We start from the raw sequence: 22936 nt of genomic DNA on the forward strand, positions 1-22936 counted from the left end.
CTTCCAAATCGGATCGAGCCGGCGGACATCTGTCCGCCGGGCAGCGGTTTAGCTGGTCAGCGGGTTCGGCTTGTTGGCATCGATGCCATATTTCTTCAGCGCTTCGCCAACCTGCTTGCGATCAAGCTCACCACGGTCGGCCAGCGCACGCAGCGCAGCAACGGTGACGAAGTAGCGGTCTACTTCGAAGAAGTAGCGCAGCTTCTCGCGGGTATCAGAACGACCAAAGCCGTCGGTACCCAACACGGTGTAATCACTGGGCACCCAAGCACGTACTTGATCCGCGTAGAGCTTCATGTAGTCGGTAGACGCAATCACCGGACCATCACGACCTTCCAGGCACTTGGTAACGTGGGGCTTGTTGGCCTCGGCATCCGGGTTGAGGAACGCTTCACGCTCCAGCAGCAGCGCTTCACGACGCAGCTCGTTGAAGCTGGTCACGCTCCAGATGTCCGCCCCGATGCCCCAGTCGTTGGCCAGCAGCTCAGCGGCAGCTTCCACTTCACGCAGAATGGTGCCGGAGCCCATCAGCTGAACGCGCCCTTTGTCACCCTTCGTCTCTTTGAGCAGGTACATGCCCTTGACAATGTCGTCGGCCGGTACGTTCTCAAGCTCAGGGTGCTCGTAGTTCTCGTTCATTACGGTCAGGTAGTAGAAGCAGTTCTCTTGATCCGTGAACATGCGCTTCAGACCGTCTTGCACGATAACCGCCACTTCGTGCGCATAGGTGGGGTCGTAGCTGCGGCAGTTGGGGATGGTGGAGGCCTGAATCAGGCTGTGGCCATCCTGGTGCTGCAGGCCTTCACCGTTGAGCGTGGTACGCCCGGCGGTGCCGCCAACCATAAAGCCACGCGCCTGCAGGTCGCCTGCGGCCCATGCCAAATCACCAATACGCTGGAAGCCGAACATCGAGTAGTAGATGTAGAACGGCAGCAAGGTGATGTTGTTGTTGCTGTAGGAAGTCGCGGCGGCGATCCACGCCGACATCGCGCCTGCCTCTGTAATGCCTTCCTCGAGTACCTGACCTTTCTGGTCCTCGCGGTAGTACATGATCTGGCCTTTATCGACCGGCTCGTACTTCTGACCTTCGGCAGTGTAGATACCCAGCTGGCGGAACATGCCTTCCATACCGAAGGTACGGGCCTCATCGGGGACAATCGGCACGACCTGCTTGCCCAGCTGCTTGTCTTTCACCAGGCCATTCAGGATACGCACGAAGGCCATGGTGGTTGAGATTTCGCGGCCTTTGGAACCGCCCATCTGGGAGGCAAACGTCTTGTCTTCCAGGCTGGGGATTTCCAGCGCTTCGAAATCGCTGCGGCGGCTCGGCAGGTAGCCGTTGAGACGCTCGCGCTGCAGGTGCATGTACTTGAGCTCGGGAGAGTCCTCTTCCGGCTTGTAGTACGGCACGTCTTTGAGCTGCTCGTCGGTGAGCGGAATGCCGAAGCGGTCGCGGAATTTCTTCAGCGCTTCGTACTCCATGCTCTTGACTTGGTGGGCTTCGTTGGCGGCTTCGCCATCGCCGCTACCCATGCCATACCCTTTGACGGTGTGCGCCAGGATAACCGTGGGCTTGCCGTTGGTGGTGTTGACCGCTTCGTGGTACGCCGCGTAGACCTTGAACGGGTCGTGGCCACCCCGGTTGAGCTTCCAGATATCCTCGTCGGAGAGGTCTTTGACCATCGCTTCGGTTTCTGGGTACTTACCAAAGAAGTGCTCACGGGTGTAAGCACCGCCGTTCGCCTTGTAGTTCTGGTACTCGCCGTCGACCGCCTCGTCCATGCGCTTCTGAAGGATGCCTTTCTTATCCTTCTCGAACAGCGGATCCCAGAGACGACCCCAAACGACCTTGATCACGTTCCAACCGGCACCGCGGAAGACGCCTTCGAACTCGTCCATAACGCGGGAGTTGCCGCGTACCGGGCCGTCCAGGCGCTGCAGGTTACAGTTGATCACGAAGATCAGGTTATCGAGGTTCTCACGGCCCGCCAGGGAGATCGCGCCTAGGGATTCCGGCTCGTCACACTCGCCGTCGCCCATGAAGCACCAGATCTTGCGGTCGTGCATGTCTTTCAGCTCACGGTGATGCAGGTACTTCATCACGTGGGCTTGGTAGATAGCCTGAATCGGGCCAAGACCCATGGAGACCGTGGGGAACTGCCAGTAGTCCGGCATCAGCCACGGGTGCGGGTAGGAAGAGAGGCCATCGCCGTCGACTTCACGACGGAACTTGTCCATCTGCTCTTCGGTCAGGCGGCCTTCCAGGAAGGAGCGCGCATAGATACCCGGTGCCACGTGGCCCTGAATGTAAATCAGGTCGCCTTCAAAGTCGCCTTTGGGGGCGCGGAAGAAGTGGTTGAAGCCCACGTCGTACAGCGTGGCGGACGACATGAAGCTTGCAATGTGGCCCCCCAGGCCCGGGTTGGCCCGGTTGTTACGAATCACCTGGGCAATCGCGTTGTAGCGAATCAGGGAGCGAATGCGACGCTCCATGAACAGGTCGCCCGGCATGGGCGCTTCGCGATGAACCGGGATCGTATTACGGTGGGGGGTTGTCACCGAGAAGGGCACCTTCATCCCGTCCCGGCGCAGGCGATCCGCCAGGCGGGTCATCAGGTAGCGGGCACGATCTTCGCCCTCACGATCCAGTACCGATTCCAGGGATTCCAGCCACTCCGTGGTTTCGACCGGATCGAGATCTTCTCTTGTCTCCAGACTCATAGAGGTCTCTCCGAATGACGATAAATGACAATGAGCCCCGCCAACCCTTCGGGCCTGGGGCGGCTGCAGTGTTTGGCCACCACAGGCCTGTGAATAGCCGACGCGATGCATCGAGCAGGGGATTTTCACCCTACATTCAATGAGCTACGCTTTCATGAATGTAGTTAAGCTACAGGTATTTGGTAAAAATTAGCCTTTTGTATATGCGAAGATACCGCAAAGTCGCCACGCTGCCAATTCCGGCACGCCGCAAAAAGCCATCGAAAACAAACTATTGCACTGCAACATAAGCGCTTTATAAGACCTTTGTCGCTGCGACTAACACCTTCTGAATGTAGTTAAACTACCGTTTTATTACCTGCCTCAAGAACCACTTAACGCTACTTTTTAACCCACGCTTTTATCGTTTAAAGGCCGCCTGTGACAATCGCTGGCGGAAATACGCCCAATCGAAGGCGGGCCCTGGATCGGTTTTACGCAGCGGCGCTACTTTGGCATGGCTGGTGATTCGCTGTGGCGTCAAAGCCGGGTAGCGAGCCATCAGCCACCCCACCGCGTCGACGAGGGAAGTGTACTGCGCTTGGGTAAAGGGAGTGTCATCATCGCCCTCAAGTTCGATGCCCACAGAAAAATCGTTGAGCCTGGATCGCCATACGCCCAGCGCAGGGTCCCACCAGCAGGAGCGACCGGCATGCCAGGCACGCTGGTCGGTATCGACGAACTGAACGCACTCGCCGTCGCGACGGATCAACAGATGGGCCGATACCCGCAGGTGGGCGATCTCGGCAAAGAAAGGGTGTCCGTCCGGGGGCAGTCGATTGGTGAATAGCGCCTCGATGGCATCGCCCGAGAACTGCCCTGGCGGCAGGCTAATGGCGTGCAAGAGCAGCAGCGATACCTCGCCGTGAGGGCGTGCATCCTGGTTAGGCGACGCTACCTGCCGTGCCCTGGACCACTGCCCTGCCCTGTTTTCTTGGTTCATGATCGCACTCGCTCCTCTACGTTAGCGTTCTGTTTCACTATAATGCCCGTCATCGAAGACGACGCCCAGAGACCCCACCGCTATGGATTATCAAACTGCTCTTGCTGAAGAGATTCGCGCCTGTGCTGCCCGCCTGTTAGCGGAAGACGTTGGTACGGGAGATATCACGGCTCAGCTGATTCCTGAGAACCAGTGGGCAACCGCTAAGGTGATCACCCGTGAACCTGCCGTGCTGTGTGGCGTTGCCTGGGTTGATGAAATTTTTCGTCGTTTGGATAGCCGCGTGACATTACGCTGGCAGGCTGCTGACGGCGATGTTTTAGATGCGGAGCAGTGTTTTTTAGAGATTGAAGGCCCGGCCCGTAGCCTGCTGACCGGTGAACGCGCAGCGCTGAACATTCTGCAGACGCTGTCTGCCACGGCCACCGCCACTCGCCGCTATGTAGACCTGATCGAAGGCACCGGCGTACGCCTGCTGGACACCCGCAAAACGCTACCGGGGCTACGCTTGGCACAAAAGTACGCAGTCACCTGTGGCGGTGGCCATAATCACCGCCTGGGCCTGTGGGATGCCTTCTTGATCAAGGAGAATCACATCGCGGCCTGTGGTGGCATTCAGGCCGCCGTGGCGCAGGCCCGCAAACTAGCCAGCGACCTGCCGGTAGAAGTGGAAGTCGAAACCTTCGAGGAGTTGGACCAAGCGCTGGCGGCAGGTGCCGACATCGTGATGCTGGATAACTTCGCCATTGAAGACCTGCACGTGGCGGTGGAAATCAATGGCGGACGCGCCACTCTGGAAGCCTCCGGCAATGTGGATGACACCACGCTAAAAGCGATTGCCGACACCGGCGTAGACTGCATTTCTAGCGGCGTGCTGACAAAAGATGTGAAGTCCATCGACCTGTCGATGCGCATCACCCAAACCTTTAACGTCTGAGCGGCTAGGTTTCCACTGCGTTTAGCTGCTTGACGAGCCGGTAGCGCTGTAGCATCTCGCCGCTGCGCTCTACCCACTGCTCGCCGTGGTTCACGAAGCCTCGGCGTAGCAAGCGCTCGTAGAGTACCAGGCTCGCCTCGATCTCCACCTGAGACACGCCATGTTCCAGCAGAATACGCTCGGCATGGATCAGTAGCGTGGTGCCTATGCCGCGTCCCGCTAATGACGGCCACACGTAGAGGGTCTCAATACGTCCAGCGCTGATATTAAGCTCTAAAAAACCGACGCACCGGCCATCGCAGGCGGCGACCAGCGTGGTGTAGAGTGCTTGGCGCGCCGCCCAGGCGCTCGCCTCCCGGGGTAGCGCATTGGCCCAGGCGCGGCGCTCATCCAACCCGTAATGGGTGGCCGCCCCCTGCATGACGGCATGGTAAAATACTTCCGCCTGATCAGCGGCATCCTTGGCTAACGCCGCGCGATAGGTAACGCGGGCGGTGGGCGCAGGGGATGGTGCGCGTTCGTTCGTTTTCAACATGCTTCGCCTCAATGCGATTTAGCGGCTGGCAACGGACAACTCACTGTCTGCCGCCAGTTGGCTATTTTATACTCATCGCTACATTACTAAATACCCACGACTTCGTTGACCACGTTGGCACCGACCAACCTTCAAAAGGCAGTGCTATGCACGATCGTTCAGATAGCGCGTCATTTGCGCTGACGCCCATTGGTCATATTATCAGCGACTATCCGGATAAATTCGGCGTCCCCCGCCAGCCTGGGTTAGCGCCAGCGGCCAATGCACGTCTAGTACTCACAGCGCCGTTTGATGATCCTCTCACCGTACGGGGCTTGGAAGACTTTAGCCACCTATGGATATCATTCATCTTTCATCAAAGCCCAACCCGGTGGACGCCCTTAGTGCGCCCGCCGCGCCTGGGTGGCAACCGTAAAGTCGGCGTCTTTGCCAGCCGCAGCACCCATCGCCCTAACCGGTTGGGGCTTTCGCTGATTGAGCTATCGCACATTGATACTCAGCAAGGGGTGAGTTTGCACTTGGCAGGCTGTGACTTGGTCAGCGGCACGCCAGTGGTCGATATTAAACCCTACCTGCCCTGGGCCGAAGCGAAGCCCGAGGCGCGGGCGGGATTTGCCCCCAGCGCCCCGTCACTGCTGCCCGTGAGCTTTAGCCAGGCCGCCCAGGCCAGCCTTGCCGCCCGCGCCGACGGAGCGTCGCTCTACGCGCTAATTGAGCAGGTGTTAGGCCAAGACCCACGCCCGGCTTACCAGCGTGAGGAGCAGAGTGGGCGCATTTATGGGGTACGACTGCGGGATATAGATGTGAAATTCCAAGCGGTAAAAGAAACACCCCTTGAAAACGACGCCACCACCCTGAAGGTGGTGGCGATCGATACGCTGACTAACGAAACACGTTAGGCGGGAAAGGTAATCCCTAGACGACGGCCGACTTCTTCGTAGGCTTCAATGACGCCACCCAACCCCTGACGGAAGCGGTCCTTATCCAGCTTCTCGCGGGTGTTGGCATCCCATAAACGGCAGCCATCCGGGGAGAACTCATCACCCAGTACCACCTCGCCTTTGAACACGCCGAACTCCAGTTTGTAATCCACTAACAGCATATCGCCTTCGGCAAACAGCTGCTTGAGGATATGATTCACCTTAAACGTCAACGTCTTCATTTTGGCGAGCTGCTCGGGGGTTGCCCAGCCAAAGGTTTCCGCCAGCGACTCATTGATCATCGGGTCGCCCTTCTCGTCGTTCTTTAAGAACAGCTCAAAGGTCGGCGGGTTAAGGGCAATCCCCTCTTCCACGCCCAGTCGCTTCACCAAACCACCTGCGGCAATGTTGCGCACCACGCACTCGACCGGAATCATCTGCATTTTTTTGACCAGACTTTCGTTGTCGGAAAGCTGCTTCTCAAAATGCGTCGGGATACCGCCCTCTTCTAAACGCTCCATGATGAAAGCGTTAAAAATGTTGTTCACCATCCCCTTACGGGCCAGCGCCTCTTTCTTTTTACCATCGAAAGCGCTGGTGTCATCACGAAATTGCAGTACCAGCAGGTCAGGATCGTCAGTGGTGTAGACAGATTTTGCCTTGCCGGCATAGAGTTCTTGGCGCTTTTCCATGGAGGCTCCGTGAGAAAGTGAGAGTCAAAGGGTTAACGTAAGTAGCCGGAGACGCGCTCAAGCAACTCGCGCTGATCATCAGCGCTAAAACTACGCTCGCTGGCGTTGATAGCCCGCAGCACGGTCTGGTCACCGTTGGGCTCAAGCGCTAGTCGAATCTGCTTAACATCAGGGCCAAAGACGATCTGCAGCGGGTTGCGCCCACGCTCAGTTTCCGTCATGTACTCCACCAAGAACTCATAGTCATCGGCGGAGGTCGCGAGCAGATTACGCTGCCCCTCTTGGGTGAAATCAAGAGAGAGGTAGTGGTTCAGCTCCGCCCAAACGCGGTCGATGGGTTGCGGAATCAGCACTTCCCACTCATCGCCCTGTTGACGCAGTTGCAGCGTTTGCTCGCTAGCCAAGCGCTGAGCGGTCCAGGAAGAGGAGCTAGCCGTTGCGCTACGCGCGCCCAGATACTGCTCTAGTGCCGTTAAGCAGCTCTCAGCACTTTGCCCACTCTGGTCACAGCGCACTTCGCTGCTACCAGCGCGCAGGGCACTCTGCAGGCTTAGTGTGGCTTGCGGGGTCACGATCACGCCTTGGGTGGCGCTGCTCTCTTGAACAGGAAGCTGGCGGCTGCGTACAAACGCTTCCAGTTGTGGCCAAACGGTACCAGGGTCGGCGGCCACTACTAACCAACTTTGATCGCCCACCTGACGGCGCTCAACGTACTCAGGCTCTAATCCACCACCAATGGCCAACGGCTGCGGCGGTTCAATCTCTGCCGGTTCGTCAAGCTGTGAGCCCTGCAACGCTATCTGGGGAACGGGCATGGCATCTTGGTAACGCTGCGTATTACGGGTTTCAGGCAGCACGAGGGGCGGCGCAGGAGCCGCTTCGGTGTAGTCCAAGTTGCGGTCGTGGTAATAACCATCGCGCGCGCAACCTGCCAGTGTGACAGCAGCTGCGAGTGCCAGCGGTATCCATTTAAGCGCACGTTGTTCAAGCACAGAGCTCATCAAGCCACCTTAACAGTCAACAGATCAGTTACCCGGAAGGCCATGCCATCACCGGGTAGCAAAAGGGTTTCGAGCGCCGGGTTACTCCTCTACGACGCCCGCCAGCTGCAGTGCTTCGCTTACCGTGCCGTGGTACTTCTCCGACAGCCACGTCAGCGGCAGACGTATACCTGCTTCCATGTAACCCATGCGGTGCAGCGCCCACTTTACGGGAATGGGATTAGATTCAATGCCTAGGTTAGTGTGCAGCGGCATCAAGCGCGTATTAATTTGGTGAGCCTTATCGGCATCGCCCGCCACAGCAGCCGCGCACAGGTCATGCATGGCTTTGGGGGCAACGTTCGCGGTCACGGAGATATCACCATGCCCACCCATTAGCATGAAATCGCAGGCCGTTGCGTCATCACCCGAGTAGAGCATGAAATCGCTGCCTTTCAGGCGTGAGATTAGATCCTCAGCGCGCTCAAGGTTCCCGGTGGCATCTTTCAGGCCGATAATGTTGTTCACTTCCGCTAAGCGCACCACCGTCTCGTTGTAGAGATCGGAGCAAGTGCGGCCAGGAACGTTGTACATAATGACCGGAAGTTTGCTACCTTCAGCGACCGCTTTAAAGTGCTGGTACAGGCCTTCCTGGGTAGGCTTATTGTAGTAGGGGCAGACGGATAGGCAGTAGTCCGCGCCCACTTCACTGGCGTAGCGCGCCAGCTCAACGGCTTCCGAGGTAGCGTTCGCCCCGGTACCGGCAATGACAGGAATGCGACCATTGACTTCTTCAACCACGCTGCGGATCACATCAAAGTGCTCAGCAAAGGACATGGTCGTGGGTTCACCCGTGGTGCCCGCAGCGACGATGGCATCAGTGCCATTATCGAGGTGGAAGTTCACCAGACGACGAAGCGCCTCCCAGTCGATGTCGCCATTGACTTTCATCGGCGTCGCCAGGGCGACAATGCTGCCTGTGATCATCCGTATTTTCCTCACCTGCAAAAAGTTGAAATCAAGCTGCCACGTAGGGTGCAATGACGTACATTGAGTTAAGACGCGGCGTTGATACTTTGAAGGAGCGCGATCACCCCTGCCCACAAACAGCAAATGGTACTCAGGCGATTCGAGCCTGTACAGCGTAAAGCGCTGCGAGTTTACTTAACGCTTTGACAGCAGCGCAGCGCTTGCGTGTAATTTTCTATGAAAGTCACCCCCATAAGGAGCCTTTATGGCGATTGAACTCGGCCAGCCCGTCCCTGATTTTTCCGCCCCAGCCACCGGCGGCGACACCATCACGCTGTCGGAACTGCGTGGCAAGCAGGTAGTCATCTACTTCTATCCGAAAGCCAGCACGCCAGGCTGCACCACCGAGGGCGGCGACTTCCGTGATCGCAAAACTGCCTTCGATGCTGCCAACACCGTGGTCATCGGTGTCTCCCGGGACGGTCTGCGCGCCCAGGAAAACTTCAAAGCCAAGCAGGATTTCAACTTTGCGCTGATTTCCGACAAAGACGAAACCGTTTGTCAGCTGTTTGATGTGATCAAACTCAAGAAAATGTACGGCAAAGAGCACCTGGGCATCGAGCGTAGCACCTTCTTGATCGACCAGGATGGCAAGCTTGCCCAAGAGTGGCGCGGCGTTAAAGTTCCTGGCCACGTAGATGAGGTACTAAGCGCGGCGCAGGCACTGAATAGCCAGTAATAATGCACCGCTGGCTGTGCCCATATCGGGGCACAGCCATGCTCACGGCTAATCCTGCTTCAGCGGTGGCACCTGCGATGTTTGTCGGCCTTCAAGCCCTCTTGGCCATGCATACACCAGCGCTTTCAGCAGCGTGGCAAGCGGGATGGCAAAAAACACCCCCCAGAACCCCCAAATACCGCCAAAGAACAGCACCGCCACGATAATCGAGACCGGGTGGATATTGTTGGTTTCTGAGAACAGTACAGGGGCCAGTACGTTGCCATCCAGCGCCTGCAGCACGCCGTAGGCCACTAAAACGTAGACAAACTGCTCGCTAATACCGAAATGGAAGCCCGCTACCGCCGCCACGGGGATGGTTGCCACCGCCGCGCCAATGTAGGGCACCAATACGGAAAAACCGACCAGCACGGCCAGTAGCGCCGTATAGGGCAAGCCAAAAAAGGCAAAGGTGATATACGCCACCGTGCCGACGATGACGATCTCAATGGACTTACCGCGGATATAGTTGGCGATTTGGCGATCCATTTCATGCCAGATGCGCGTCAGCAGCGTACGCTTCTGCGGCAGCAGCGAGAGCGTAAAGCCCACCAGCGCCTCACGATCTTTCAGCATAAAAAAGACCAAAATCGGCACTAACACCAAATAGATGATCAACGACATGACATTGCCAAGCGAGGTCAACGAGAGCGTCAAGGCGCGCTGACCTAGCTGGCTAATTTCCCGCCCGGCGACGCCAATCCAGCTCTGCATCTGATCAGGCGTCACGATATTAGGGAAGCGCTCCTGCAACTGATCTAGCCAGCCCTGGCCGCTGGCAAACATGCGCGGCGTCTCTTGAACGAGCCCGACCAGCTGATTCCAGATCAGCGGCATCAAGATAAACGCTAGCGTGAGCAGCACGCTGACAAATGCCAAAAACACCATAATGACAGCCAGCAAATGCGGCACTCGACGTCGCGTGAGCGCGCTAACCACGCCTTGCAGTAAAAACGCCAGCACCAACGCGGTAAAGAACGGTGCCAACATGCGGCCAAACCAAATAATGGCGGCAAACCCTGCCACCAGCACCACCAGAAGAATTAACGCCTCTTCGTCTGAAAAGTAGCGCTCTACCCAACTTTTCAGAATACTGCGCATGGTCATGAGTGGGTGTTCCCTGCTTTACGAATCCAAAATACATACACGTCGCCGCGCTGCACCCGCGCTTCCATCACATGGTCGCTTAGCTCAGTAAATGCCGCCATATCCCGCCACGAGCCCGCATCGGTCGCACTTACTTCCAGCAGTTGGCCTGGCGCAAGGCCTGCCAGTGCCTGCTTCGCCTTTAGCAGCGGTAGCGGGCAGTGCAATCCGGTGGCGTCCAACACTTGATCGGGCTTAAGCCCTTCGGCTAACCCTGACGCTGTTTGCTCAGACATACTCTCCCCCAAAGGCAGCTTCCATGATGCTAAATCGTTCAATGGCTACATAACCATCGCATTGTTGCATAAACTGTTTTTTTGCGATGCCCACTGCGATATTGATTTAACGGCACTTCCCTGCCTGAATCAATGTCACACCGTTGTTAGCCGTGCCTATTATTCGAACGAATGGGGATGTCATGCTGCATTTTAGACCCGCCTACTCTCGCTGGGCCTGCACGCTCGCGCTCTCGCTCAGCGCTTTGTGCGTTAGCTTGCCCAGCCACAGCTATGACGACTACCAACTGCCCAGTTTAGGGGGCGCATCGGCATCGGTAAGCAATGAGGAGTTTCGCCTTGGCCGCGCATGGCTGCGCCAGTTCCGCGCTCAGGCCCCCCAGTGGCAGGACCCCATAGTCAGCGATTATTTAGAGAGTTTAGTGGCACGTTTGGCACCCTACAGCCAGCTGGGTAGCCTGCAAACCACCACGGTGATGGTGGATAACCGTTCGCTCAACGCCTTTGCGGTGCCCGGCGGCGTGGTGGGCATTAATTCAGGGCTGTTTGCCTTTGCTGAAGATGAAGGCGCTTTTGTATCGGTGATTGCCCACGAGCTTGGCCACCTTTCCCAACGCCACTACGCCCGTCGCAGCGCCCGTGCAGAACAGACCCAGCTGCCCGCCATGGCGGCTATGCTAGCGGGTATGCTGATTGCTGCCAGCGGCGGCGGCGATGCAGGCATTGCCACCGCCATAGGCTCTCAGGCGGCGCTTATTCAGGACCAGCTCACCTACTCCAGACGTTTTGAACAGGAGGCTGACCGTATTGGCCTACAGGCCATGGCAGAGGCAGGCTACGACCCAGAGGCCATGGTGCGTATGTTCGATACCATGCAGCGCCTGTCGCGGCTTCAAGGCGGCACGCCGCCTGAATTTCTATTGACCCACCCTGTGTCAGATAGCCGCCTGAGCGACGCCCAAGCGCGGGTTTCTCAGCTTAGCGTGGCCAGCCGCTACACCAGCGATACGCTCTATGACATGATGCGCGCTCGCGCTTTGCTGAGCATTTACCGCAATTCACCCCAGCAAGCGGCTTCGCGGCTGGCTCAGGAGGATGCCGAGGAGCCTGCGCTGCGTTATATCAACGCACTTATTGATGCGCACAATGGTCAAACCGACCGCGCGCTGCAAACCCTCGATCAGCTTGCCAACGAGCTTCCTGATTACGGCATGCTGCCCGCCTCCGCGGCGAACGTAGCCCTGGAAGCCCAACGCTACGATGAGGCCATTTCCCGCAGCCAGCGGCTGCTGCGGCTGATGCCTAACTATCTGCCTGCTCAGTTGACCCTAGCGGAGGCGCAGCTACAGCGCGATCCAGAAGCGGCTTACGAACTGCTTCGAGATATCACCACGCAGCACCCGGAAAGCCCCCAGGGCTTCAACCTGCTGGCAGAGGCCGCCGGGCGCAGCGGGTTTAACGGCTGGGGTCACCTGGCCCGTGCCGAGCACCTGCAGCTCACCGGGCGCGTTGACCGAGGCATTCGTCAACTGAGTATCGCCAAGGATGCCGCCCAACAGGAGAACGACCAGCAGGCATTGGCGCGCATCGAGCAGCGTCGGGAAGCGTTTATGGAGTACCGCGAGGCGCTGGAAAAATTTTAGCCGTTTAGAAACACAACGCCCGAATGCAGCGGCATCCGGGCGTTATCTAGGGCCTGGCGTTCAGCCTTAGCGTTTGGCTTAAGCGTTAAAGTTCAGCATACGCTCCAGGGGCTTTAACGCCTGCTGACGCAAGGCATCATCAACAAAGATCTCGCCGCTGCCTTCACGCAGCGCGCCTGCCAAATTATCCAGCGCGTTCATCGCCATCCAGGGGCAATGGGCACAGCTGCGGCACGTCGCACCGTTTCCGGCGGTGGGCGCTTCAAAGAGCGTTTTCTCAGGCACGGCCTGCTGCATCTTGAAGAAAATGCCCCGGTCAGTGGCCACAATCAGCTTTTCATTGGGCAGCGTTTGCGCTGCTTTGATGAGCTGGGAGGTAGAGCCAGCCACATCGGCCAGCTGCACAACAGCCTCCGGCGACTCCGGGTGGACAAGCACGGCGGCATCCGGATACAGACGCTTCAAGTCTTGAATGCCTTTCGCCTTGAACTCCTCGTGCACGATGCAGGCACCGTCCCACATCAGCATGTCGGCACCGGTTTTTTTCTGAATATAGCCACCCAGATGCTTATCCGGTGCCCACAAAATCTTTTCACCCTTCTCCTGCAGGTGCTCAATGACCTCCACGGCAATCGAAGAGGTCACGACCCAATCGGCACGCGCTTTTACCGCCGCCGAGGTATTGGCGTACACCACCACCGTACGGTCCGGATGGGCATCGCAGAACGCGCTGAACTCGTCAATCGGGCAGCCAATATCGAGCGAGCAGGTCGCTTCGAGCGTAGGCATCAACACACGCTTTTCTGGGGAAAGGATCTTGGCCGTTTCGCCCATAAAGCGCACGCCTGCAACCACCAGCGTGGTGGCATCGTGACGGGCACCGAAGCGGGCCATTTCCAGGGAGTCCGCCACACAGCCGCCAGTCTCTTCAGCAAGCTGCTGAATGGCATCGTCGGTATAGTAATGCGCTACCAAAACGGCGTTGTTCGCCTTGAGTAACTGCTTGATCTCAGCCACTCGCGCTTCGTCTTCCGCAGGGATACGGGTAGGACAGTATGGGCTTGGTAGCGGAGCGTCTAGCTCAGCTTGAGAGGTCATCATAGTCATTGTGTCTACCACTGTGACGAACAGGGAATCCCCCTGTTAAACACCAGTCACGGCGTATGCGCTCCGCATGCGCCGCACTCGGGGGCAACGGCCGCTGCGTCTCTCGCGGTGGCACGTCACCAGCCTGGCTTGCTTAGAGCCAGGGCTGCCGTGACATCTTCGGCAGCCAAACGATCTATCGATTATGCGTTAACCAATACGTTTTTCACTATTCTTCTAACTATGCTTCTCACCACGCGTCTCACCACTGGACCACCGTGGCAATCACGTTATTGTCATCATATTGTGGTGGACAATCGTTGCCCGCTGCAAGCAGAAAGTCACGTTGCAGCGCGGCAAAACGTGCATAGCAAAACGCCCCTGGCAGCAAGCTACCAAGGGCGTCGGAATTTGGTGGGTCGTGTAGGATTCGAACCTACGACCAATTGATTAAAAGTCAACTGCTCTACCAACTGAGCTAACGACCCAAATTTTGCTGCGCTAATCAAAAACGACTAGCAAATACTACACTAACTCACATCGAAACACATATTGAAAACAAAGCATTGGTGAAACTATTACCTGATGCGTTTGCTTATTTCGGATGGTGGGTCGTGTAGGATTCGAACCTACGACCAATTGATTAAAAGTCAACTGCTCTACCAACTGAGCTAACGACCCGTCCGAACGGATGCATATAGTACGGATACGGCTTGTGAATAGCAAGCCCTTTTTTATCTTTCGTCTATATCTACTGCTCTGCACGGTGCCAAAAAGCCTTACCCCGTGCAGAGCGCACTGCTTGAACCGCGCCTAGCCTAACCGCGCTTGGGTTTCGGCTTGCGCATCGCCTGCACCGGACGACGCTTATGCTTGTCGCGGCTCCAGCGGTTCTTCTCGTCTGGCGTCAGCTCAGGCACTTTGCGGGTTTCCAGGTTGGCCAGCGTCGCTAAGTCATCCACCTCATCCTGAGAGAGTTCGACCCACTCACCGGCTTTCGCCCGCTTGTCGAGGAAGATATTGCCGTAGCGCACACGCTTCAGGCGGCTAACGGTAAGCCCCTGGGACTCCCACAGGCGGCGCACTTCACGGTTGCGGCCTTCCAGAATCACCACGTGGAACCAGGTGTTAATGCCTTCGCCACCAAACTCCTGCACGTCGGTAAAGCGCGCTGGGCCATCTTCCAGCATCACACCGTCGACCATGGCGACGATATGCTCGCGCTTGACGTCGCCCATGACCCGCACCGCGTACTCACGCTCCACCTGGGTGGAGGGGTGCATCAAGCGGTTGGCAAGTTCACCGTCGGTGGTGAACAGCAGCAAGCCGCTGGTATTGATGTCCAAGCGGCCAATGGCAATCCAGCGCTCGCCTTTCAGGCGCGGTAGGCGCTCAAAGACCGTGCGACGGCCTTCCGGGTCTTTACGGGTGCACAGCTCGCCTTCCGGCTTGTTGTACATAATGACCCGGCGCGGCACTTCCTCTTCCGGACGCAGCGTCACCGGGCGGTCATCAAAGCTGACCTTATCCCGCGCTTCCACTCGGTCGCCCAGTTTGGCCACTTGGCTATTCACCTTCACCCGACCATCGGCAATGGCAGTTTCCATTTCACGGCGGGAGCCAAGGCCCGCGCGGGCCAGCACTTTCTGCAGTTTTTCGCTGGTAGGCGGCGTGGTGTTGTTACTTTCACTCATGGTCGTCTGACCTCACATCGTTGGTCTGCGTGTCAGCGTCCTCATGTTGACGCTGCGCACGTGCCGCTAGCCGCGCCTCTAAATCGGCAAAGCTGAGCGGCTGGGTTAACGCCGTCTCGGCGTGGTGGTCGGCACTCTCTGCCAACGTATTCTCATCTTGCTGGGGTGGCGCATCCTGCACGCTTTGCACCGTTTCGTCCAGTGCTAGCGGCGGGTTTTGTTCGGATGATGCCTCCTCCAGAGAAAGCGCTTCGCGATCGTCACCGTTGACCAGGGTATACATGGGCGGCAGCGCATCCAGGGTTTTCAGCCCGAAGTCATCCAAAAAGCTGCGCGTGGTGGCATAGACCGCCGGACGGCCCGGCACGTCCCGGTGGCCCACCACGCGTATCCAGCCGCGCTCCATCAGCGTGCGAATAATCGAACTGCTGACGCTCACACCGCGCACATCTTCGATATCACCCCGAGTCACCGGTTGGCGGTAGGCAATTAGCGCCAGCGTTTCCAAGAGTGCTCGAGAGTAGCGCTGGGGGCGCTCGTCCCACAGCCGCGAGACCCAGTGGGCCAAGCGTGGGCGAATGCGTAGCTGAAAGCCAGAGGCGGTCTCGACCAGTTCCAGCGCGCCGTTATCGTGGCGCAGCGCTAGCCGTGACAGCGCTTCCCTCAACGCTTTGCGGGAAGGGCACTCGTCGGCCAAAAATAGTGTTTCCAGGCGCTCAACCGGCAGCGGTTCACCCGCTGCTAGCAGCGCCGCTTCAATAATGTCATCTAACGTGGTGTCTCTCACCGCGACTCCTCGTCAGGTTCAAACACAGACTCTTCGAATGCTGAGGCGGCATCGCCCTGCTCCTCTTCCAAACGCTCGAATGCGTCCTCTTCCCCATCGACCAGCGCCGCTTGGCGGGCACGCACATGAATGGGCGACAGCGGTGCATTTTGAACAATCTCAATCATGGCTTCTTTGGCAAGCTCTAGAATGGCCATAAAGGTCACGACTACACCGGCACGTCCCTCTTCCAGGGTAAACAGCGCTTCAAACGGCGTATAACGGCCGCTCTCGCCATCCTGACTGAGCTGCTCCATGATTTTCAGCATGCGCTCGCGGGTGGAGAGCACTTCACGGCTGATCTGGTGGGCCTGGGCCAGCTCGGCGCGCTTGAGAATATCGGACAGTGCTCCCAGCAGCTCATCAAGCTCTACATCGGGATGGATCACCCGCGTTTCCAGCGGCGGTAAGCCCGCCTGCACGCTGAACCAGTCCCGGCCGACGCGGGGCAGCGTATCCAGCGCCTCAGCGGCCTCTTTTAGGCGCTCATACTCCTGCAGGCGGCGAATCAGCTCGGCGCGGGGATCCTCTTCCTCCTCGCCTTCCGCTTTGGGAGGGCGTGGCAGCAGCGTCCGGGATTTAATCTCCGCCAGCATGGCAGCCATTAGCAGGTACTCACCCGCCAGCTCAATCTCCATGGCTTTCATCAGCTCCACGTATTCAATGTACTGGTGGGTGATGGTGGCCACGTTGATGGTCAGAATATCCAGGTTCTGCCGCCGAATTAAATACAGCAGCAGATCCAGCGGCCCCTCGAACGCTTCCAGGAAGACCCGGAGCGCCTCGGGGGGAATATAGAGATCTTCCGGCAGCTGCGTAATGGGCTCATCGAACAGGCGCCCAAGGGCCTCCACGGTGGGCTCCACCGCAGAGGGCATCGCGTCTTGATCCGGCACGGCGCTGGGCGTCTCGCTCACGCGGGTCGAGTCCTTGTCAGTTGAAAACGGCAGTGTAACAGCGCTCCATCAATGCGGCATCTCGGCCGCCTCGGCGGCTTTACGATAGCGGCCCTGATAGTCGAACAGCTTGTCGCGGATTTGAAAGTGGCGGCCTACCTTTCTACCCACCACAAAGTCGGGATGGCGCAGGCGAGACTGGGCAGCCACCACGTCGTCTGGCGTTGCTGGCTGCCACGGCACGCCCGGCGCGCGCAGGTGGGCGCGCAAGAAGACCGCATAAAAGGCGCGGCTCTGGGCGGCGGTCTCCAGGGCAAACCATTCGCTCAGGCTGGCACCGTCTTCGTCATGATAGGTCACTTTGAGACGCGGCAGGCCGCGCCCGTTGGTGGTCGCCTCCAGCTGCATGCCGCTCACCCGCAGTACTTTGGCGTCCTTGAGCCGCAGCGCCTCCTTGAGCTTGTCATCGGCATCCACCAGCAGCTTCTCGCAGCCATGGCAGCGCCGGGCAGCGATATCGTTCTCTGCCCCGCACGCATCGCAGACCTTGAAGCGAAAGCGAAAGGTGCACTGGCTACGGCGTCCGGTGTCGTCCTCCACCAGCCCCTGGCAGCGGCGGCCAAAATGCTCGATCACCAGCTCACCGTCGCGCTTGCCCCAGAACAGGTTCGCGTGACCGCAGTCCGGGCAGGGCACCTGCACCGGTTCGCTATCGCTATCCGGCTTGGGTTCGCCTACTTCCGGGGCGTAGAGATCCCACGGGTTGCCCGCATAGTCGAGAATCAAGCACTCCTCTTTACCCGGCGAGAGGCGCAGCCCGCGACCAACGATCTGCTGATACAGGCTGACCGACTCGGTGGGCCGCAGAATCGCGATCAGATCCACATGGGGGGCATCGAACCCGGTGGTTAATACCGCCACGTTGACCAGATACTTGAGCTTGCGCGCCTTGAACGCATCGATCAGCGCGGTGCGCTCGGCGGAGACCGTCGCACCGGTGATCAGCGCGGATTGGTCGGCAGGCAGATACCCCATGATCTCTTCGGCGTGGGCGACCGTCGCGGCAAAAATCATCACCCCCTGGCAGTCGGCCGCCTGCTCGACCACTTGGGCAATGATGCCCGGCGTGGCGCGACTTCCGGCCACCACCCGATTAAGCTCTTCTTCCCGAAACAGCCCACTAGAGGAGGGAGCAAGCGCCGAGAAGTCGTACCCTTCAATGGCCATATCCAGCCGTTTGGGTGCGGCCAAAAAGCCTTGCTTGACCATTAGGCGCAGCGGCTGCTCGAACACGCAGTCGGCAAAAAAGCTCTCTTCTGAACCGCGCACCATCCCGTGGTGGTGGCGGTGGTAGATAAAACCCTGCCCCAAACGAAACGGGGTGGCGGTTAGGCCGAGGATTTTTAGCTGCGGGTTCTGGCTCCGCAGGTGCTCAATTACTTGGCGATAGCTGGAGTCCTCCTCCAGCGATACCCGATGGCACTCGTCGATTACCAGCAGAGTAAAGCTGGCGTCGTTGAACTGCTCCAGGTTACGCACCACCGACTGCACCGAGCCAAACACCACTTGGCGGCTAGCCTCTTTGCGCTTTAACCCGGCGCTGAAGATATCCGCCTCCAAGCCGTAGGCTTGGTACTTGGCGTGGTTCTGCTCCACCAGCTCGCGTACGTGAGCCAACACCAGCACCCGCCCACGGGCGAGTCTCGCCAGTTCAGCGATCACCAGCGACTTGCCGCTGCCTGTCGGCAGCACCACTACGGCGGGGGCGCTGGTGGCGCGAAAGTGGCTGACTACCCGCTTGACCGCCTCGGTTTGGTAGGGGCGCAGCGAAGGCGCTGCCCCGTTAGCCAAGAAAGGCGGCCCGGAGGCCGCCTTTTCAGGATGTGTCATCCATCACCTTTCGGGTTGGTCACATGATGTTAGCCCAGCCATACCCGCGCATTGCGGAACAAGCGCAGCCACGCACCATCTTCGGTCCACTCCGCCGGACGCCAGGAGTTAGTGACCGCGCGGGTCACCCGCTCGGGGTGCGGCATCATGATCGTCACGCGGCCATCCGGCGTGGTCAGGCCGGTAATGCCCGACGGGGAGCCGTTGGGGTTGGCCGGGTAGCGCGTAGTGACTTGACCGTAGTTATCGATATAGCGCAGGGCAATTTGGCTGCTCGACTGCATGCTGCGCAGGTGCGCCGTATCGCGGAACTCGGCGCGGCCTTCCCCGTGGGCCACAGCGATGGGCAGCTTGGAGCCTTCCATACCCGCCAGCAGAATCGAGGGGCTCTTCTCGACCCGAACCATGGAAACGCGGGCCTCGAACTGCTCGGACTCGTTGCGCACAAAGGCAGGCCAGTTTTCCGCACCGGGAATCAGCGTTTTGAGCTGCGAGAGCATCTGGCAGCCGTTACACACGCCCAGCGAGAAGCTGTCGTCTCGGTTGAAGAAAGCTTCAAACTGCTCGCGGGCGCGTTCATTGAATAGCACTGACTTCGCCCAGCCGCCGCCTGCTCCCAGCACGTCGCCGTAGGAGAAACCGCCACAGGCCACTAAGCCTTTGAACTCCTCCAGGGAGACACGGCCTTCCAGGATGTCGCTCATGTGCACGTCCACCGCATCGAAGCCCGCTTTGTGGAAGGCCCAGGCCATCTCTACCTGACCGTTGACGCCCTGCTCGCGCAGCACGGCCACCGCCGGCTTGGTGGTGTTGATATACGGCGCGCTGATATCGTCGTTGATATCGAAAGTCGGTGCGGCGCTGAGGCCCGGGTCGCGAACGTCGAGCAGGTTGTCGAACTCGTTCTTCGCGCATTCCGGGTTATCCCGTAGCGCCTGCATGCGGTAGCTGGTCTCGGACCAGGTGCGTTGGGTTAGCTGACGGGTAGTCTCCAGCAGCGGCTCTTCGAACAGCGTGACACGCACTTGGTCGTCGTAACGCGGGCGAGCAATCACGCCGCAGGTTTCGATACCGGCCATGGCGAACTGCGTCAGCACCTCTTCGGTGTGCTCACGGCTTACCTGGATCACCGCCCCCAGCTCTTCAGAGAACAGCGCGTTGAAGGCTTCTACCGGCTCGTCGATCAGCCAGTCGAGCTTGATTTCGAGACCGGCGTGCGCGGCAAAAGCCATCTCCAGCAGCGTCACCAACAGGCCACCGTCGCTGCGGTCGTGGTAAGCCAGCAGCTTACCGTCGCGGTTCAGACCTTGGATCACTTCGAAAAACGCTTTCAGATCTTCCGGGTCGTCCACATCGGGGCACTCATCGCCCACTTGGCCATAGACCTGCGCCAGCGCCGAGCCGCCAAGGCGATTCTGGCCATTACCCAGGTCGATCAAAATCAGATCAGACTCATCCTGCTCCAGGTTGATCTGCGGCGTCAGCGTCGCCAGCGCGTCGGTCACCGGTGCAAAGCCAGTCACCACCAGCGACAGCGGCGAGGTAATGCTCTTCTCTTCGGCGTCATCGCCCTCTTGCCACGCGGTGCGCATGGACATGGAGTCCTTGCCCACCGGCACGGCAATCCCCAGCGCCGGGCACAGCTCCATGCCCACGGCATGCACGGCGTCGTACAGCGCCTGGTTTTCACCGGGGTGGTCGGCGGCGCTCATCCAGTTGGCAGAGAGTTTGATATCCGACAGCTTGGCAATCGGCGCGGCGGCTAAGTTGGTAATTGCTTCTGCCACCGCTAAGCGCGCGCTGGCGGCGGGGTTGATGAGCGCCACCGGCGGGCGCTCGCCCATGGCCATGGCTTCACCGGCATGGGTATCGAAGCTGGCGGTGGTGACCGCTACGTCGGCCACCGGCACCTGCCAGGGGCCGACCATCTGATCGCGAGCTACTTGGCCGGTGATGGAACGGTCGCCGATGGTGATCAGGAAGCTTTTCGAGGCCACCGTGGGCAGGCGCAGCACCCGATCCATCGCTTCGCGCAGGTCCAGGTTATCCAGCATGACGCCCGAGAGCTCAGGGGTTTGGCGCTCAAACGAACGGGTCATCTTCGGCGGCTTGCCAAACAGCACGCTCATGGGCAGATCGACCGGTTTGGTCTCGAAGTGGCCGTCGCGCACTTCCAGGTGGTGCTCCGCCTGGGCTTCGCCCACTACCGCGTAAGGGCAGCGCTCGCGCTTGCACAGCGCGTCGAAGGTATCCAAGTCTTCAGGGGCTACTGCCAGTACGTAGCGCTCCTGGGCTTCGTTACACCAGATTTCCAGCGGGCTCATGCCCGGCTCGGCATTGGGCACCGCACGCAGGTCGAACAGACCGCCACGGTTGCCGTCTTTTACCAGCTCCGGCAGGGCGTTAGACAGCCCGCCCGCGCCTACGTCGTGAATGAAGCGAATCGGGTTTTTCTCACCCAGCGCCCAGCAGCGATCGATGACTTCTTGGGCACGGCGCTCAATTTCCGGGTTTTCCCGCTGCACAGAGGCGAAGTCCAGGTCCGCGCTGGACTCACCGGAGGCCATGCTGGAGGCCGCACCACCGCCCAGGCCGATCAGCATCGCCGGGCCGCCCATGACGATCAGCTTGCCGCCGACCGGGATCTCGCCTTTTTGCACGTGTTGTGCGCGAATGTTGCCGTAGCCACCGGCAATCATGATCGGCTTGTGGTAGCCGCGACGCGCAATGCCGCCTTCGCCGAGCGCATCCTGCTCGTAGGTGCGGAAGTAGCCGGTCAGGTTGGGGCGGCCAAACTCGTTATTGAACGCGGCACCGCCAATCGGGCCGTCCAGCATGATATTGAGTGCGGACTGCATGCGCTCGGGCTTGCCGTAGTCGAAGGCTTCCCAGGGCTGAACAAATTCAGGAATGCGCAGGTTAGAGACGGTAAAGCCGGACAAACCTGCTTTCGGCTTGCCGCCGATGCCGGTCGCGCCTTCGTCCCGAATCTCACCGCCAGAGCCGGTGGCCGCACCGGGGAACGGCGCAATGGCCGTGGGGTGGTTGTGGGTCTCCACCTTCATCAGAATGTGGATCGGCTCTTGATGGGCATCGTAGCTGGCACGCTCGCCCTCGGCACCGGTGAGCGGCGTGGGGAAGAAGCGTCCGCCGTGGCTGCCTTTGATCACCGCCGCGTTATCGCTGTACGCAGAGAGCACGTTATCCGGTGACGTGGCGAAGGTGTTCTTGATCATCTTAAACAGCGAGTGGCTCTGGGCTTCGCCGTCGATGACCCAATCTGCATTGAAGATTTTGTGGCGGCAGTGCTCAGAGTTCGCCTGGGCGAACATCATCAGCTCAACATCGCTGGGGTTGCGGCCTAGCTCGATAAAGGCGGCTACCAGGTAGTCGATCTCATCGTCTGCCAGCGCAAGGCCAAGTTCGCGGTTAGCCGTGACAAGAGCGTCGCGACCGCCTTCCAGAATATCCACGCTGCCAAGGGGCGCAGGCGAGTGGTGGGCAAACAGTTTGCCCGCCTCGGCTACGTCGGCCAGTACGTGTTCGGTCATGCGGTCATGGAGCAGCGCGCTAATCGCTTCCAGCTGTTCTGTGCTGGGTGCGCCGCGCAGCTCTACGCGGTAATCAATGCCGCGTTCAATGCGGCTGATCTGGCTAAGCCCGCAGTTGTGGGCAATGTCGGTTGCTTTAGAGGACCACGGTGACTGGGTGCCTAAACGCGGGACGACCAAAAAGCGCTGGGCGTTGTCGGGAATCTCTTGGCTGTCTCGGCTGCCGTACTCCAGCAGTTTCGCCAACCGCGCCTCGGCGGCATGATCGAGCTCTTCGTGGTGGTCAATGAAGTGGACGTAATGGGCAGACAGTGCCTCCACCTCCGGAACACGGTCACGCAACACCGTTAACAGCCGTTCATGGCGGAAGGCAGAAAGGGCGGGTGCGCCTCGCAGTTCGAGCATATCTGGGAGCCTCTAAAGCAGGGAGAGTTCGAGCAGGAAATCACCGGGC

General features: G+C 59.1%; 18 protein-coding genes and 2 tRNA genes. 4 read left to right on the top strand and 16 right to left on the bottom strand.

What is annotated here, in order from left to right; all coding sequences use genetic code 11:
* Positions 1-48: 48 nt before the first annotated feature.
* On the bottom strand, positions 49-2721 hold the full coding sequence (aceE, locus tag BMY49_RS04525; RefSeq protein ID WP_089674998.1) for a pyruvate dehydrogenase (acetyl-transferring), homodimeric type: 2673 nt from the start codon (positions 2719-2721) through the stop codon (positions 49-51).
* Between the two features lie 400 nt (positions 2722-3121).
* Positions 3122-3703: a 1,6-anhydro-N-acetylmuramyl-L-alanine amidase AmpD gene (gene ampD / locus BMY49_RS04530; protein WP_062374848.1), complete on the bottom strand. Its 582-nt coding sequence runs from the start codon at positions 3701-3703 to the stop codon at positions 3122-3124.
* A gap of 82 nt (positions 3704-3785) precedes the next feature.
* On the opposite strand from ampD, the gene nadC reads away from it, so the two are divergent.
* Positions 3786-4640 carry a carboxylating nicotinate-nucleotide diphosphorylase gene (gene nadC, locus BMY49_RS04535; RefSeq protein WP_062374847.1) on the top strand — a complete coding sequence of 285 codons (855 nt, stop codon included), beginning with the start codon at positions 3786-3788 and terminating at the stop codon, positions 4638-4640.
* Positions 4641-4644: 4 nt separating this feature from the next.
* Here nadC and BMY49_RS04540 read toward each other — a convergent pair whose 3' ends face one another.
* Positions 4645-5175 carry a GNAT family N-acetyltransferase gene (locus BMY49_RS04540; RefSeq protein ID WP_089675000.1) on the bottom strand — a complete coding sequence of 177 codons (531 nt, stop codon included), beginning with the start codon at positions 5173-5175 and terminating at the stop codon, positions 4645-4647.
* Positions 5176-5321: 146 nt separating this feature from the next.
* Here BMY49_RS04540 and tsaA point away from each other — a divergent pair, with 146 nt between their 5' ends.
* The gene (gene tsaA, locus BMY49_RS04545; RefSeq protein WP_062374845.1) at positions 5322-6074 is read left to right on the top strand and encodes a tRNA (N6-threonylcarbamoyladenosine(37)-N6)-methyltransferase TrmO; all 753 of its coding nucleotides are present in this window, start codon (positions 5322-5324) and stop codon (positions 6072-6074) included.
* Here the strand turns inward: tsaA and purC are convergent.
* The 3 genes from purC to dapA form a co-directional block, all read right to left on the bottom strand.
* Positions 6071-6787 (bottom strand): phosphoribosylaminoimidazolesuccinocarboxamide synthase, encoded by a 717-nt coding sequence (gene purC, locus BMY49_RS04550; protein ID WP_044628734.1) that lies wholly within the window; start codon positions 6785-6787, stop codon positions 6071-6073. The two genes, tsaA and purC, sit on opposite strands and share 4 nt — an antisense overlap.
* A gap of 32 nt (positions 6788-6819) precedes the next feature.
* On the bottom strand, positions 6820-7788 hold the full coding sequence (locus tag BMY49_RS04555; protein WP_074211523.1) for an outer membrane protein assembly factor BamC: 969 nt from the start codon (positions 7786-7788) through the stop codon (positions 6820-6822).
* An 81-nt stretch (positions 7789-7869) separates the two neighbouring features.
* Positions 7870-8754 (bottom strand): 4-hydroxy-tetrahydrodipicolinate synthase, encoded by an 885-nt coding sequence (dapA, locus tag BMY49_RS04560; RefSeq protein WP_044628736.1) that lies wholly within the window; start codon positions 8752-8754, stop codon positions 7870-7872.
* 247 nt (positions 8755-9001) lie between these two features.
* Here dapA and BMY49_RS04565 point away from each other — a divergent pair, with 247 nt between their 5' ends.
* Complete coding sequence (locus BMY49_RS04565; RefSeq protein ID WP_062362204.1) at positions 9002-9475, top strand: peroxiredoxin; 474 nt, start codon at positions 9002-9004, stop codon at positions 9473-9475.
* Between the two features lie 48 nt (positions 9476-9523).
* Here the strand turns inward: BMY49_RS04565 and BMY49_RS04570 are convergent, their stop codons facing one another.
* Both BMY49_RS04570 and BMY49_RS04575 read right to left on the bottom strand, forming a co-directional pair.
* The gene (locus BMY49_RS04570) at positions 9524-10621 is read right to left on the bottom strand and encodes an AI-2E family transporter (RefSeq protein WP_044628738.1); all 1098 of its coding nucleotides are present in this window, start codon (positions 10619-10621) and stop codon (positions 9524-9526) included.
* Complete coding sequence (locus BMY49_RS04575) at positions 10618-10896, bottom strand: sulfurtransferase TusA family protein (protein ID WP_044628739.1); 279 nt, start codon at positions 10894-10896, stop codon at positions 10618-10620. Before BMY49_RS04575 ends, BMY49_RS04570 begins: the two co-directional genes overlap by 4 nt.
* A 182-nt stretch (positions 10897-11078) precedes the next feature.
* Between BMY49_RS04575 and BMY49_RS04580 the strand changes: the two genes are divergently transcribed.
* Positions 11079-12539, top strand: coding sequence for a M48 family metalloprotease (locus BMY49_RS04580; RefSeq protein ID WP_089675002.1), 1461 nt, complete (start codon positions 11079-11081; stop codon positions 12537-12539).
* A 78-nt stretch (positions 12540-12617) separates the two neighbouring features.
* Here the strand turns inward: BMY49_RS04580 and nadA are convergent, their stop codons facing one another.
* The 8 genes from nadA to purL form a co-directional block, all read right to left on the bottom strand.
* Positions 12618-13646, bottom strand: a complete 1029-nt coding sequence (gene nadA, locus BMY49_RS04585; protein ID WP_089675004.1) for a quinolinate synthase NadA — start codon at positions 13644-13646, stop codon at positions 12618-12620.
* 391 nt (positions 13647-14037) lie between these two features.
* Positions 14038-14113: transfer RNA gene (locus BMY49_RS04590), tRNA-Lys, on the bottom strand.
* Between the two features lie 117 nt (positions 14114-14230).
* Positions 14231-14306: transfer RNA gene (locus BMY49_RS04595), tRNA-Lys, on the bottom strand.
* A 137-nt stretch (positions 14307-14443) separates the two neighbouring features.
* The gene (gene rluB, locus BMY49_RS04600; RefSeq protein WP_062374835.1) at positions 14444-15319 is read right to left on the bottom strand and encodes a 23S rRNA pseudouridine(2605) synthase RluB; all 876 of its coding nucleotides are present in this window, start codon (positions 15317-15319) and stop codon (positions 14444-14446) included.
* A complete protein-coding gene (gene scpB, locus BMY49_RS04605; RefSeq protein ID WP_089675006.1) occupies positions 15312-16106 on the bottom strand; it encodes an SMC-Scp complex subunit ScpB in 795 nt (264 codons plus the stop codon). Before scpB ends, rluB begins: the two co-directional genes overlap by 8 nt.
* Positions 16103-17062, bottom strand: coding sequence for a segregation and condensation protein A (locus BMY49_RS04610; RefSeq protein ID WP_062374830.1), 960 nt, complete (start codon positions 17060-17062; stop codon positions 16103-16105). Before BMY49_RS04610 ends, scpB begins: the two co-directional genes overlap by 4 nt.
* A gap of 48 nt (positions 17063-17110) precedes the next feature.
* The gene (locus BMY49_RS04615; protein WP_089675009.1) at positions 17111-18931 is read right to left on the bottom strand and encodes a DEAD/DEAH box helicase; all 1821 of its coding nucleotides are present in this window, start codon (positions 18929-18931) and stop codon (positions 17111-17113) included.
* Between the two features lie 29 nt (positions 18932-18960).
* Positions 18961-22887, bottom strand: a complete 3927-nt coding sequence (gene purL, locus BMY49_RS04620) for a phosphoribosylformylglycinamidine synthase (RefSeq protein ID WP_089675011.1) — start codon at positions 22885-22887, stop codon at positions 18961-18963.
* Positions 22888-22936: the final 49 nt, after the last annotated feature.

Source organism: Vreelandella aquamarina (genome assembly GCF_900110265.1).
Classification (GTDB): domain Bacteria; phylum Pseudomonadota; class Gammaproteobacteria; order Pseudomonadales; family Halomonadaceae; genus Vreelandella; species Vreelandella aquamarina.

Bases quoted from the DNA above. Each gene is read 5' to 3' on its own strand.
- aceE (WP_089674998.1), bottom strand. From the start codon at position 2,721: ATGAGTCTGGAGACAAGAGAAGATCTCGATCCGGTCGAAACCACGGAG.
- ampD (WP_062374848.1), bottom strand. From the start codon at position 3,703: ATGAACCAAGAAAACAGGGCAGGGCAGTGGTCCAGGGCACGGCAGGTA.
- nadC (WP_062374847.1), top strand. From the start codon at position 3,786: ATGGATTATCAAACTGCTCTTGCTGAAGAGATTCGCGCCTGTGCTGCC.
- BMY49_RS04540 (WP_089675000.1), bottom strand. From the start codon at position 5,175: ATGTTGAAAACGAACGAACGCGCACCATCCCCTGCGCCCACCGCCCGC.
- tsaA (WP_062374845.1), top strand. From the start codon at position 5,322: ATGCACGATCGTTCAGATAGCGCGTCATTTGCGCTGACGCCCATTGGT.
- purC (WP_044628734.1), bottom strand. From the start codon at position 6,787: ATGGAAAAGCGCCAAGAACTCTATGCCGGCAAGGCAAAATCTGTCTAC.
- BMY49_RS04555 (WP_074211523.1), bottom strand. From the start codon at position 7,788: ATGAGCTCTGTGCTTGAACAACGTGCGCTTAAATGGATACCGCTGGCA.
- dapA (WP_044628736.1), bottom strand. From the start codon at position 8,754: ATGATCACAGGCAGCATTGTCGCCCTGGCGACGCCGATGAAAGTCAAT.
- BMY49_RS04565 (WP_062362204.1), top strand. From the start codon at position 9,002: ATGGCGATTGAACTCGGCCAGCCCGTCCCTGATTTTTCCGCCCCAGCC.
- BMY49_RS04570 (WP_044628738.1), bottom strand. From the start codon at position 10,621: ATGACCATGCGCAGTATTCTGAAAAGTTGGGTAGAGCGCTACTTTTCA.
- BMY49_RS04575 (WP_044628739.1), bottom strand. From the start codon at position 10,896: ATGTCTGAGCAAACAGCGTCAGGGTTAGCCGAAGGGCTTAAGCCCGAT.
- BMY49_RS04580 (WP_089675002.1), top strand. From the start codon at position 11,079: ATGCTGCATTTTAGACCCGCCTACTCTCGCTGGGCCTGCACGCTCGCG.
- nadA (WP_089675004.1), bottom strand. From the start codon at position 13,646: ATGACTATGATGACCTCTCAAGCTGAGCTAGACGCTCCGCTACCAAGC.
- rluB (WP_062374835.1), bottom strand. From the start codon at position 15,319: ATGAGTGAAAGTAACAACACCACGCCGCCTACCAGCGAAAAACTGCAG.
- BMY49_RS04615 (WP_089675009.1), bottom strand. From the start codon at position 18,931: ATGACACATCCTGAAAAGGCGGCCTCCGGGCCGCCTTTCTTGGCTAAC.
- purL (WP_089675011.1), bottom strand. From the start codon at position 22,887: ATGCTCGAACTGCGAGGCGCACCCGCCCTTTCTGCCTTCCGCCATGAA.